Below are 12,370 nucleotides of genomic sequence, written 5' to 3'. Positions count from 1 at the left end.
GGCGGGTGTGCCGCCGGGCCGCGCGGGAGCTCAGGAACCGTAGGAGGCCAGGAACAACGCCTCGGTCAGGGCGATGTGCTCGATCTCGCTCGGATCCACGCTCTCGTTGGGCGCGTGGATGAGGCAGCTCGGTTCCTCGACGCCGATCAGCATGATCTCCGCTTCGGGATAGGTCTCGGCGAAGACGTTGCACAGCGGGATCGAACCGCCCTGCCCCTGTGTGGTCGACTCCCGGCCGTACGCCGCCGCGAACGCCGCCTCCATCGCGCGACGCGCCGGACCGCCGGTGCCCGACCGGAACGGCGCACCCGCCGCATCGGGCGTCACGGTCACCCGCGCATGCCACGGCGTCTTCGATTCCAGATGCGCCGTAAGGGCTTTCAACGCCGTCTCGGGATCGATGCCGGGCGGAACGCGCAGGTTGATCAGGGCACGCGCGGAACCCTGCACGGCCGCGACCGCGCCGACCACATTCGGCGCATCGATGCCCAGCACGGTCGCCGTGGGTCGCGCCCAGGCCATGTCGGCGACGGTGCCGTCACCGAGCAGATCGACGCCGTCGAGCACGCCGGCGTCGGCGCGGAACCGCTCGGGCGGATACTGCGCGCCGTCCCAGACCTGATCGGCGGGCAGACCGGCGATGGTCGTATTGCCGTGCTCGTCCCGCAATGTCGCGAGCAGATGGATCAGGGCCGCGAGCGCATCGGGCGCCGGGCCGCCGAACATCCCCGAATGCATCGGTCCGGCAAGGGTTTCCACGGCGAGGATCACATTCACGGTGCCGCGCAGGGTCTGGGTGAAGGTCGGCACGCCTACTGCCGCATTACCGCAGTCGCCGATCACCAGGGCATCCGCGCGCAGCAGATCCGCGTGCTCGGGCACGAACGCCTCGAGTCCACCGGTGCCCTGTTCTTCGGAACCTTCGCACACCAGCGTGATGCCGACCGGGAAACCCTTGTCGCCCAAGGTTTCCCGCAGCGCACGCAAGGCGGTCAAATGTGCCAGGACGTTACCCTTGCAGTCCGCCGCGCCGCGCCCGTACCAGCGGCCGTCCCGCTCGGTGAGCTCCCACACCGGCGTACGCCAGGCATCCTCGTCCAGCGGCGGCTGAACGTCGTAGTGGGAGTACAGCAATACCGTCGGAGCTCCGGCCGGTGCGGGATACCGGGCCACGACGGCCAGACTCCCGTCCGAGGTCTCGTGCAGCCCCGCATCGGTCAGCCCGACCTCGGCGAAGGCATCCAGTACCCACTGCGCGGCCTGCCGGCACTCCTGCGCCGGAAACTGTCGCGGATCGTGCACGGATCGAAACGAAACCAGTTCCGTCAGATCATCTTTCGCCCGCGCCATCAGCGCCCGCACCTGCGCCCGCAACGCGGCGGTTCGTGAATCATCGGTCATTTCAACTCATTTCGTCGTCTCGCTACCGTCACACACGCTCGTCGGCAGAACGCAACGCCGGTCCGGTCGATCCGCTTCCCACCGGCGCCCGGAGGCACGCGCCGAGACCGGTCCCGGCGGCCGTGCACGCACCCTTTCCGCCGTTCACACCACTCTTGCACGTCACCCCGACCCGCCCGCACAGCCACCCGGCCCGACGCGAGGACTCGTCCGCCGACGGCACGCAGGTCGATCACCACCCCTGTCACGAGACGCACCCGCCCCACGGCCGCCGATGCGTGAAATCACCGGCCGGGCACCACAACACCGGCCCACCACATCGTCGTCACGTGACGAGCCCGAGGCCCGCTTGCCGTTGGCGCGCTTCGGGACTCGACACCATGTCGGCAGCATCGACAACGCACCTGCCCCACGGCCGCAGCAGGCCGGCACAGCATCCCGACCGGCTCTCCGACAACCCGTCGATTCCGTACTCGGACGAGCTCCTCCCCTGCGTCGGACAGCACCCGCACTGTGAGATGCTGACGACTATCCGCGAATTCGTCACACGTGCGATGACCAGGAGATGACGATGCCCGAATCACCCGATTCCGACGATCTGTTCGCGACATCCCCATTCCGATACGGTGCGCCGAAGTCGGAATTCCCCAGCTCGGAGATCCACGCAGAGGCCGCCTATCAGATCGTGCACGACGAGCTGATGCTCGACGGCGTCTCCCGGATGAATCTGGCGACCTTCTGCACCACCTGGGTCGAGGATCAGGTCCGGCGGCTGATGAGCGAGTCGCTGGACAAGAACATCGTCGACAAGGACGAGTATCCGCAGACCGCCGAACTCGAGGCCCGGTGCACGCGCATGCTCGCGGACCTGTGGAACTCCCCCGACCCGACGAGCACCCGCGGCACCTCCACGACCGGTTCCAGCGAGGCGGCCATGCTCGGCGGCCTGGCCGCGAAATTCCGCTGGCGGGCGCGCGGCGGCCGCGGCACCCCGAATTTCGTGTGCGGGCCGGTCCAGGTCTGCTGGGAGAAGTTCGCCCGCTACTTCGACGTGGAGATCCGCCAGGTTCCGCTGCGCGGCGAACGGCTGACGCTGCATCCCGACGATGTCGCCGCGCACTGCGACGAGAACACGATCATGGTGGTGCCGACCTTCGGCCAGACCTTCACCGGCCTGTTCGAGGACGTCGCGGGCATCAGCCGGGCGCTGGACGAACTACAGGCCCGCACCGGTCTGGACATTCCGATCCACGTGGACGCCGCCAGCGGCGGATTCATGGCGCCGTTCACCGCACCGGATCTGGTGTGGGACTTCCGCCTGCCGCGGGTCAAGTCGATCAACGCCTCCGGACACAAGACGGGGCTGGCGCCACTGGGCGTCGGCTGGGCGGTCTGGCGCGAGGCCACGGACCTGCCGGACGAACTGGTGTTCAACGTCGACTATCTCGGCGGCAACATGGCCACGTTCAACCTGAACTTCTCCCGTCCCGGCGGCCAGATCATCACCTCGTACTACGGCTTCATCCGGCTCGGCCGCGACGGCTACGCCCGGGTGCAGTCCGCGGCCTACGCGGTGGCCCAGCACCTGGCCGACGGCGTGCGGAAACTCGGACCGTTCGAACTGATCCAGGACGGCGATCCGCTGCGCGGCATCGCGGCGGTGTCGTGGCGGCTGACCGGCGAGCAGACCTTCAATCTCTACGACCTGTCCGACCGGCTGCGCACGCGCGGCTGGCTGGTCGCCGCCTACCCGCTCCCGGCCGACCGCCAGGACGAGACGATCATGCGCGTCCTGGTACGGCACGGCTTCAGTCACGATATGGCCGACCTGCTGCTGGCCGATATGGGCCGTGCCTTGGACCAACTGGACAAACATCCGCCCAGCACCTCTCTCACCCGCGAGGAGTCCGGCGGCTTCACACACAGCGCAACCGCGCAGATCCCCACCGCGGAAGTGCAGCGCCGCCTGGCCGCGCAGTGACAGCACCGGGCCTCACGCCGCGCGGGTAGCCCCCGTGGCGTACGGCTCCCAGCGGTAGACATCGGGCCGGGCGTTGTGGAACAGCGCCAGATCGACCGCATCGATGACGGCCTGATGTGGTCCTGGACGGCTGAGCTGGGCGGCCGAAACCGCCAGGCGCAGCACGCCGCCGCGGCGTGCGGTGCGGGCCGCGCTCATCACCAGCGCGTGGCACCACCAGGGTTCGGCACGGAAGCCCTCGCCCATGCCGTGCACCCAAGAGCGTTGTGCCACATCGCGTTCCAGATCGTGTATCGCCATGAGGCTCAGCGCGACGCGGAAGCCGACGTCCGGCAGCGCGGCCATCGCACCCTCGGAGGCGGTCCAGCGCGGCGCGGCGAACAGCCGGGTGCGCAAGCCCACCTGCTCCATGACGCGATCGGCGGCCATCAACCGCAACCGCGCCTCGTGCCGGGGCAGCGTGGCGAATTCGGCCCGACGACGCTTGGTGGCGGCCTGGTCGTAACCGTGCAGCACGACCGCATCACCGCCCTCGCGACGCTCCCGCAACCACTCCTGGGTGCGGCCGTCCTCGGTGAGCCGGTACTTGCCCTTCAGGCGCGGAGCCACCAGCAGCGACAGTGGAACCTCGCGCCGATCCATCTCCGCGGCGAAGGCCTGCGCCTGCGCGCGGGTGGTGTCACGGATCCCCGACACCGAGACGATCAATTGTGCACGCATACCCGCACCCCTCTGCCGATGCCGCTCATAGTCCTACGATGGGCGCGGCAGGTGTCCGAACCGTGCAGTCCCGGTGACGCGACGACGAATTCGCGCTACCGAATCGGACCATCATCCGATGACCGCGCGCGCCGTCCGGTCCGGCCGCGAACCGTCCGGTCGCAGGACATACCGTCCGAGCATCGGTCCGGCCGACGGTCACCTCACCTAGGATCGACCGGGTGAAAGCAGCCTTCCTGACCGCCCTGGCGGTCCCGTTGTTCATCGCTGTACCCGTTGTGGCACAAGCTGATCCGCCACACATCTTCACTCCGCAGCAGCAGTGCGAGGCGACCAAGGCCGTGGTCGACATGGAGCGCAAGCAGAACCCGCACGCGACACCGCAGCAGATCACCGACAACTACATGACGTTCCTCGACAAGAAGGGCGCATTCAAGAATCTCCCGGCGAGCAGCCGCGAGCGCCAGCGCCAGTTCATCCTCGACCAGATCAGCAGCTGCCACCTGGCCTAGCGGCTGTAATTTTGGCCTCCGCTTCGCTCCGGCGTGTTGGCGTGACTGAGCACACATCGTTTGATTGCAACTGGTCCACACCAGCTCCGTCACCTCAATAGGCTCCGCCCCTGTGAAAGCCGCAGCACTCACCGTCCTGACAACGTCCTTCCTGCTGCTCGCCCCCGCGTTCGCGCAGGCAGCGCCCCCGCTTCCGAACCTGAACCCGTCTCCCGACCAGATGTGCGACAGCACCCAGCAAATCGTGAACACGGTGCGCGCACAGCATCCGAACGCCACCCCGGATCAGATCGCCGACAACTACGACCAGATGATGGCCGCGAAGGTTCCCGGCTATCAACTCGTCCAGGGACAGCAGCACCAGCAACTGCTGCAACTGATCCACGCCTGCGGAATCCGCTGAACCCACCGAATCGAATCCAGCGAGCCGAAATCCACTGAGCCCGGCCGAAACCGGACTCTCGAACAGGCGGGTGCGCGCAAACGCCCGCCTGTTCGCCGTGCCGCTAACTCACCGGTCGCCGAGGCCGAGAGTGTCCAGTACCCAGGCGTATTCGAACGCCACTTCCTTCCACTTCTCGTACTTCCCGCTGACACCGCCGTGCCCCGCGCTCATCTCGGTCTTCAGCAGCAGGCGTGAGTGGCCGGTCGCGATGGCCCGCAGCCTGGCGATCCACTTGGCCGGTTCGACGTACAGCACGCGGGTGTCGTTGAGACCGGTGGTGGCCAGGATCGCGGGATAGTCTGCCGCCCGGACGTTCTCGTACGGCGAGTACGACTTCATGTACTCGTACACCGCCGGATCCTCCAGCGGATTACCCCACTCGTCCCATTCGGTCACGGTCAACGGCAGCGACGGATCCAGGATCGAGGTCAGCGGGTCGACGAACGGTACGGCCGCCAGAATTCCGGCGAACAGTTCCGGCGCCAGATTGGCGACCGCGCCGACCAGCAGGCCGCCCGCACTGCCGCCGTCGGCGACCAGACGGTCCGGCGCGGTGACGCCGGTATCGATCAGATGCCGTGCGCAGGAGACGAAATCGGTGAAGGTGTTCTTCTTGCGCAGTGTCTTGCCGTGCTCGTACCACAGCCGGCCCATCTCGCCGCCGCCGCGCACATGGGCGACCGCGAACACCATGCCACGATCCAGCAGCGACAGCCGCGACACCGAGAACCCCGGATCCATACTGGCCTCGTAGGAGCCGTATCCGTAGAGCAGCAACGGTTTCGGCCCATCGGCCGGGAGATCCTTGCGGCGCACCAGCGAGATCGGAATCCGGGTGCCGTCCTCGGCCACGGCCCAATCGCGGTGCTGCTCGTAGTCGTCGGGATCGTAGCCGCCCAGCACCACCTGCTCCTTGCGCAGCAGCAGCTCACCGGTGGCGGGGACGAAATCGAACACCCGCACCGGTGTGATGTACGAGGTCACGCCGACCCGCAGCGTCGGCTGTGCCCACTCCGGATTGACCAGTACGCCCGCGGAGAACAGCTCCAGCCCGAAATCCAGCTCGCGCAACTCGCCGTAACCGTCGGAGGTCAACGGCCACACCGCGACTCGCGGCAGCGCCCCGCGGCGATAGGACAGCGCCAGGTGGTCGGTGAAACAGTCCACACCCTCGAGCCGCACATCCTCGCGATGGTCGATGAGGGTGGTCATGGCGGCCGGATCGTCCACCGGCGCCTCGGCGAGCACGAAGTTCTCGGCCTTGATCGTGCCGCCGCCGGGCGCGGGCACCTCGCCGTTGTGCAGGATCAGGAATCGGTCCCGACCACCGATGACCGCGTGCTCGGCGGTGTACTCCACACCCTCCCGGCGCGGCAACAGCACCCGGAACTCACCCTCGGGATCATCGGATTCCAGGATCCGGATCTCGGTGGTGATCTTCGAGTGCACCCCGATCATCAGGTACTTCTCCGAACGGGTGGTGTCCATACCCACCGAGAAGCGCTCGTCCGGCTCGTGGAACACCTGGACGTCCTGCTCGTTCGGCGTGCCCAGCCGGTGCCGCCAGACGGTGTCCGAACGCCAGGCCTCGTCGTAGGTCTGATAGAACACGTGCGTGCCGTCCAGCGACCAGGTCGCATCCGGGACGGTGCCCTCGATCTCGTCGGCGAGATCGGCGCCGGTGCGCAGATCCTTGAACCGCAGCAGGTAGCGCTCGTCGCCGGAGGTGTCCACCGAATAGGCCAGCAGAGCGCCGTCGTTACTGATCGAGTACGCGCCGACGGCGAAGTACTCGTGCCCCTCGGCCAGCAGATTGCTGTCCAGCAGCACCTGCTCGCCGGGGATCGCGGTGGTGGCGTCGAGCGTGGGCGGGGTCCAGTCTTCCGCGGAGCCGATCGGGCACCGGCAGTGCGCGCCGTACTGCTTGCCCTCGAAACTGCGCGAGTAGTACCAGAAATCGCCCATCCGGACCGGTACCGACAGATCGGTCTCCTGGATGCGGGACTTGATCTCGTCGAAGATCTTCTCCCGCAACGGCTGTAGCTGCGCCGTACACGCCTCGGTGTAGGCGTTCTCCGCCTCCAGGTAGGCGATGACCTCCGGATCCTCCTTCCGGCGCAGCCACTCGTACTCGTCCACGACGACGTCGCCGTGGTGCACGCGCTGCGCCGGGACCCGCTTCGCGATCGGCGGCGTCACCACGGACGCGTCGGCGGCGTTGCGGATCGGGCCGGTACCAGTGTCGAGAGCCATGCACCCCACCGTAGTGGGCGGGTCCGACAGGGCTGGTCGGACCCGGTGCGGCCAACCGTCGCCGCACCTGCGAGAGGTGCGTCGAGGTTAGGACAGCCCTCGGGTGCGCGGCGGGGACCCCGGCAGCCGCCGACCGACGGTGCCGCGATCGGCGCGGCGGGATTCCATCAGGAAGAACAGTGCGGCCTTGCGACGCAGACACTGGTCGGGGGGGCAGGTGTTGTGGATACGCAAGATGTTGTGAGCCTGCTCGACGGTAAGGTGCCGGGGCACTACCGCGCAGCTGTCGAAGACGGGTGCCATGCGGTGCTCCATCCTTTGTCGTGCCATGCCGTGACGCGGCGCGGGCGCCGGTCCTCCGCGGGCCGGTGGACGCTGTATTCCCGTCACAAAGTTCTGGGTTTCCGCTCAGCTTGCCGGATAAACCAAACGAGCCGGATAACACAGAAGAAATGCCCGCTGTCCGCCGAATGCCGCCGTATGTGATGGATCCCATTCGACCGGAAGCCCGCGCGAGGAGTCCGGTTTGCCCGGAACCGAACAGATCGGACACCCCTCCCAACATCCTGGACAATCGACCATCGCCCTCGGCCGCACCCGCGCGCGCGACCCTACCCCTCGCGACCTGCCCAATCGCTCGACACGGCGATCGGTTCACCGACGGACCGGACCTCGCTGCGCCACACAGACCCCACCCGCACCAGACCGCGGCCGCATCCGCTGACCGCAGCGCCGAACCACCATTTCGGAAGGTTCGTGTCCACTTCGGAATAACGCCAATGCGGTGTAGTTCATATCATCGGGTCAGGGCGATATTCCGCTTGGAATTACCCTTTTGTCTCAGGTGTTGAACATCACTATTCTCATGTGGTTCATATTGGGTCACGAACCAGCACAGGAGCATCCGTGGAAGCGAAGAACCGTGAGATCGAACCGGACGCCGTCTGGCACCGCAGCAGCGAGACCGGGGGCGTGGAGGTGGCCTTCCTGGCCACCGGCAATATCGGCCTGCGTGATGCGAAGAACCCCGACGGCCCGGTGCTGATCTTCACCCCGGGCGAGTGGAAGGCCTTCGTCGCCGGCGCCAAGGACGGGGAATTCAACCGGCCCGGAGCCTGATCACCCGTCGCCGTCACCTCACGCGCCCAGCGCTCGCGCGACCGTGGGCCAGGAGGCGTGCAGATCGTCCCTCCAGTAGGACCACGAATGCGTGCCCACCGGATTCTGGACGATATCGGCCGGAATGTGCAACGCGCGCAAGCGCTGCGCGAACGCGGTGACGCAGGTGTCGACGGCGGCCTCGATCGGGACGCCGGTCAGGAAGTTCTCCGCCAGTTGCGGTTTCAGCTCGCCCTCGTGCGGTCCGGGCACACCCGAACCGGTGGACAGGTAGATGGTCTTGCCGCGCAGGCGATTCGCGAGCAGCGCCGGATCGTGCGCACCCCAGTCCGGACCGCCGGGCGCGCCCCACATATTGCCGGGATCACCACCGCGATTGGCGATGGAGAACATGATCGGCCCCTGCGCCAGCCCCATGTCCGGGCACGCGCTGTAGCCGACGACCGCGCGATACAACTGCGGATTGCGCACGGCCAGTACGAAAGCCGCGATCCCGCCCATGGACAGTCCGCCGATCCCGTTGACGCCGTTACCCGCGAACTCGCGGTCGATGATCGGCGGCAGCTCCCGGGTCAGGAACGTCTCCCACTGGTAGTGGCCCAGATTCGGATCGTCGCGCTGCCAGTTCGTGTAATAGCTGGCCTCCCCGCCCATCGGCAGCACCACGTTGACGTCCTTGTTCGCGAAGAACGGCTCGGCGTCGGTGGCGTTGGTCCAGCTGCTCTGGTCCGGGCCCGGATCCAGGCCGTCGAGCAGATAGTAGGAGGGCCGGGAGTGCGATCCGACCGGATGCAGCACCTGCACCTGCATGATCTGGCCCATCGCGGGCGAATCGATGAACAGCGCGGACCTGGTCGGCCCCAGTTCGGTGCTGCCGACGACCCGGGCGGCGGTGGCTCGCGGCTGTCCGATCAGCGTCGCGGAAACCCCCAGAACCATCGCCAGCACTACAACAGCAATCGACCCGTGCCGCATATCCCCACCTCCATCAGCCCGTGAACCGGAACAATCAACATAACCCGGCCGAACAGGTCCGGGGATGATTTGCCCGACTGGCTCCTTACGAGCAAATCGCCGACTCGAGCGCGCGACATGCCCATCGAGCGACCTACTCGGACGCCGAACGCCGCAGCGCGCCGCGGATGGAGGCGGCCAGATAGTCCAGATCCTCCCGCGGCGGCGTCCGCGGCCGCCCCCGCAAGCCGAATCCGTCGCCGGGGGTGCGCGGCATGACGTGCAGATGCACGTGGAACACCTCCTGCCCGGCGGTGACCCCGTCGGCGAGAAAGAAATTCACCCCGTCGCAGTTCACCTCGCTGGCCCGCAGCGCCGCCGCCAACTGCTGCCCCACCTGGAACAGCTTGCCGCCGATCTCGGGATCCAGCTCGGCCAGGGACCGCGCGGGCACCTTCGGCACCACCAGCAGATGCCCGGGTGTCATCGGGCGAATATCCATGAACGCCAGCACATCCGGGTCCTCGTAGACGATCGATGCCGGAGCGCGCCCGGCCACGATGTCGGCGAAGATCGTATAAGGATCCATACTGCGTTTATAGGGCATCCGAGGCAGCGGCCGCACTGCCGGCGCCGGGCCCGGTCGCGCTGCGCGAGCGAACTACAGAATCGGCGCGGGGGTGTACCGAGCGGCCTCCGGGTTCGCCTCCACCAGCTTCTCGACCTGCGCGACGACGTCGGCGACCTGGGCCTGTGCCGCGCCGACGAAGGCCGAGCGATCGGTCAGGGCGGCATCGAGCGCGGCGCGGTCCAGGGGCATCCGGTCGTCGGCGGCCAAGCGGTCCAGCAGATCGGGTTCGCGACCCTGTTCACGCATGGCCAGCGCGACCGCCACGGCATGTTCCTTGATGACCTCGTGCGCACTCTCGCGACCGACCCCGGCACGCACGGCGGCCATCAGGATGCGAGTGGTGGCCAGGAAGGGCAGGTAGCGGTTCAACTCGCGCTCGATCACCGCGGGGTACGCGCCGAATTCGGTGAGCACCGTCAGGAACGTCTCGATCATCCCGTCGACGGCGAAGAACGCGTCCGGCAGCGCGACGCGGCGCACCACCGAGCAGAACACATCGCCCTCGTTCCATTGCGCCCCGGCCAGTTCCGCGGCCATCGACGCGTAGCCGCGCAGCACCACCTGCAGGCCGTTGACCCGCTCACAGGATCGGGTGTTCATCTTGTGCGGCATCGCCGAGGACCCCACCTGACCGGGCGCGAAACCCTCGGTGACCAGTTCGTTCCCGGCCATCAGCCGCACCGTGTGCGCGAAAGACGAAGGGCCCGCGCCGATCTGGACCAGCGCGGAGAGCACGTCGTGATCGAGCGAACGCGGATACACCTGCCCGACGCTGGTGAGCACCGTGGCGAAACCCAGGTGCCGCGCCACCTTCTGCTCCAGCTGCGACAGTTTGCCCGCATCGCCGCCGAGCAGGTCGAGCATGTCCTGCGCGGTGCCCATCGGTCCCTTGATGCCGCGCAACGGATATCGGTCGAGCAGCTCGCGCACCCGGGTCAGCGCGATCAGCACTTCGTCTGCGGCGGAAGCGAATCGCTTGCCCAGCGTGGTGGCCTGCGCGGCCACGTTGTGCGAACGACCGGCCATCACCAGGGCCTGGTACTCCGCGGCGCGCTCGGCCAGCCGGGCGGCCACGGCGACGCCGTGCGCGTACACGTGCTCCAGGGACAGGCGGATCTGCAACTGCTCGACGTTCTCGGTGAGATCGCGGCTGGTCATGCCCTTGTGGATGTGTTCGTGCCCGGCCAGGGCGTTGAACTCCTCGATCCGCGCCTTCACATCGTGCCGGGTGACCCGCTCACGTTCGGCGATCGAGGCGAGGTCGACCTGCTCGAGCACCCGCTCGTAATCGGTGAGCACCCCGTCGGGAAGCTCGATCCCCAGTTCGGACTGCGCCCGCAGCACCTCCAGCCACAGGCGACGCTCCAGCACGATCTTGTGCTCGGGCGACCACAGCCGCACCAATTCGGGACTGGCATAGCGAGTGGCGAGGACGTTAGGCACGAGGGTCACGAACATTCAGTCTACGGTTCCCCGTCAGTCCAGCGATCGGTGCCTGTCCAGTTGCTGAGGCTCGGTCCGATGCTGCGGAACCGGATGCGGCGGGATCGTGTGCGTGGCCATCGGATGCGGCGGAATCGTGTGCTGCGGCGCGGGCGGGGCGATCACATCGATCAGCTCGAGCAGGGCGCCGCGGGCGGTGCGCCGCGGCTGCGGATCCAGTTCGGTCAGCGCCGCGACGACGGCGCCGTCCACCATGGCCACCATCCGTCGCAGCTGTTCGGCGCGCACCACCCGATCGGATCGGCGCAGCGCCTCGGCGAGCAGCTCCTCGAGCTGCGCGCGTAGTCGTAGCTGCACCTCGCGCAGTTCCGGATGCCGGGCCGAGGCCACCGAACGCTCGTAGCGCGCGATCAACCGGCCCCGGGCGGACTCGTCGGGGCCTTCCGCGCCGACCAGCAGATCCAGGACCAGGTCGACGGTCGCGTCGGTACCGCGTCGGCGGTGCGGGACATCGCCCACGCGGCGGCGCATGGTCTCGAGTTCGGCGTTGCCGCTGAACTCGACCGCTCGGGCGATCAGATCCTCGAGCGACTCGAAGTAGTAGGTCGTCGAGGCCAGAGGAAGGTCCGCGCGCGTGGCCACCGAGCGGTGGCGCACTGCGTCGAATCCTCCCTCGAGTAGCAACTCGGCGGCAGCCGCGACCAACGCTTGGCGACGCCTTTCACCTTTCGGGGTCGTCGCGGTGATCACCGTGTCATCGTGCCAGTCATCATCGGTTCATCCGTGCCAAATCGGTGCGATCTGTGAGAATCCAGTTCGAGTGGGCAAACGTGCAGGTGTTGAAAATACAACCATGGCTTTTCTACACCGTTCGCGGGCGTCGCGGTGGGTGTCTGGGGAAAGTCTTTGCG

12 protein-coding genes are annotated in these 12,370 nt (G+C 67.5%); 4 read left to right on the top strand and 8 right to left on the bottom strand.

Annotation, left to right across the window (positions count from 1 at the left end; translation table 11 throughout):
- Nucleotides 1–30: 30 nt before the first annotated feature.
- Nucleotides 31–1,401 carry a dipeptidase gene (locus K7711_RS14055; RefSeq protein WP_222969585.1) on the bottom strand — a complete coding sequence of 457 codons (1,371 nt, stop codon included), beginning with the start codon at nucleotides 1,399–1,401 and terminating at the stop codon, nucleotides 31–33.
- Between the two features lie 571 nt (nucleotides 1,402–1,972).
- Here K7711_RS14055 and gad point away from each other — a divergent pair.
- Nucleotides 1,973–3,382 (top strand): glutamate decarboxylase, encoded by a 1,410-nt coding sequence (gene gad / locus K7711_RS14050; protein ID WP_222969583.1) that lies wholly within the window; start codon nucleotides 1,973–1,975, stop codon nucleotides 3,380–3,382.
- A 12-nt stretch (nucleotides 3,383–3,394) separates the two neighbouring features.
- Here gad and K7711_RS14045 read toward each other — a convergent pair whose 3' ends face one another.
- The gene (locus K7711_RS14045; protein ID WP_222969581.1) at nucleotides 3,395–4,102 is read right to left on the bottom strand and encodes a DUF2334 domain-containing protein; all 708 of its coding nucleotides are present in this window, start codon (nucleotides 4,100–4,102) and stop codon (nucleotides 3,395–3,397) included.
- Nucleotides 4,103–4,323: 221 nt separating this feature from the next.
- Between K7711_RS14045 and K7711_RS14040 the strand changes: the two genes are divergently transcribed.
- Nucleotides 4,324–4,614, top strand: coding sequence for a hypothetical protein (locus K7711_RS14040; RefSeq protein ID WP_222969579.1), 291 nt, complete (start codon nucleotides 4,324–4,326; stop codon nucleotides 4,612–4,614).
- Nucleotides 4,615–4,726: 112 nt separating this feature from the next.
- A complete protein-coding gene (locus K7711_RS14035; RefSeq protein WP_222969578.1) occupies nucleotides 4,727–5,017 on the top strand; it encodes a hypothetical protein in 291 nt (96 codons plus the stop codon).
- A 108-nt stretch (nucleotides 5,018–5,125) separates the two neighbouring features.
- Here K7711_RS14035 and K7711_RS14030 read toward each other — a convergent pair whose 3' ends face one another.
- Nucleotides 5,126–7,312, bottom strand: coding sequence for a S9 family peptidase (locus K7711_RS14030; RefSeq protein ID WP_222969576.1), 2,187 nt, complete (start codon nucleotides 7,310–7,312; stop codon nucleotides 5,126–5,128).
- A gap of 87 nt (nucleotides 7,313–7,399) precedes the next feature.
- Nucleotides 7,400–7,615, bottom strand: a complete 216-nt coding sequence (locus K7711_RS14025) for a hypothetical protein (RefSeq protein WP_222969574.1) — start codon at nucleotides 7,613–7,615, stop codon at nucleotides 7,400–7,402.
- A gap of 603 nt (nucleotides 7,616–8,218) precedes the next feature.
- Here K7711_RS14025 and K7711_RS14020 point away from each other — a divergent pair.
- Nucleotides 8,219–8,431 (top strand): DUF397 domain-containing protein, encoded by a 213-nt coding sequence (locus K7711_RS14020; protein ID WP_222969572.1) that lies wholly within the window; start codon nucleotides 8,219–8,221, stop codon nucleotides 8,429–8,431.
- An 18-nt stretch (nucleotides 8,432–8,449) separates the two neighbouring features.
- Here K7711_RS14020 and K7711_RS14015 read toward each other — a convergent pair whose 3' ends face one another.
- The 4 genes from K7711_RS14015 to K7711_RS14000 form a co-directional block, all read right to left on the bottom strand.
- Nucleotides 8,450–9,406, bottom strand: a complete 957-nt coding sequence (locus K7711_RS14015; RefSeq protein ID WP_222969570.1) for an alpha/beta hydrolase — start codon at nucleotides 9,404–9,406, stop codon at nucleotides 8,450–8,452.
- Nucleotides 9,407–9,539: 133 nt separating this feature from the next.
- On the bottom strand, nucleotides 9,540–9,974 hold the full coding sequence (locus tag K7711_RS14010; RefSeq protein WP_222969568.1) for an HIT family protein: 435 nt from the start codon (nucleotides 9,972–9,974) through the stop codon (nucleotides 9,540–9,542).
- 72 nt (nucleotides 9,975–10,046) lie between these two features.
- On the bottom strand, nucleotides 10,047–11,468 hold the full coding sequence (gene purB / locus K7711_RS14005) for an adenylosuccinate lyase (RefSeq protein WP_222969566.1): 1,422 nt from the start codon (nucleotides 11,466–11,468) through the stop codon (nucleotides 10,047–10,049).
- A 24-nt stretch (nucleotides 11,469–11,492) separates the two neighbouring features.
- A complete protein-coding gene (locus K7711_RS14000) occupies nucleotides 11,493–12,209 on the bottom strand; it encodes a TetR/AcrR family transcriptional regulator (RefSeq protein WP_222969564.1) in 717 nt (238 codons plus the stop codon).
- Between the last annotated feature and the right edge of the window lie 161 nt (nucleotides 12,210–12,370).

This window comes from Nocardia coffeae (assembly GCF_019890715.1).
GTDB lineage: Bacteria > Actinomycetota > Actinomycetes > Mycobacteriales > Mycobacteriaceae > Nocardia > Nocardia jiangxiensis.
This window is presented reverse-complemented; position numbering and strand designations above follow the sequence as displayed.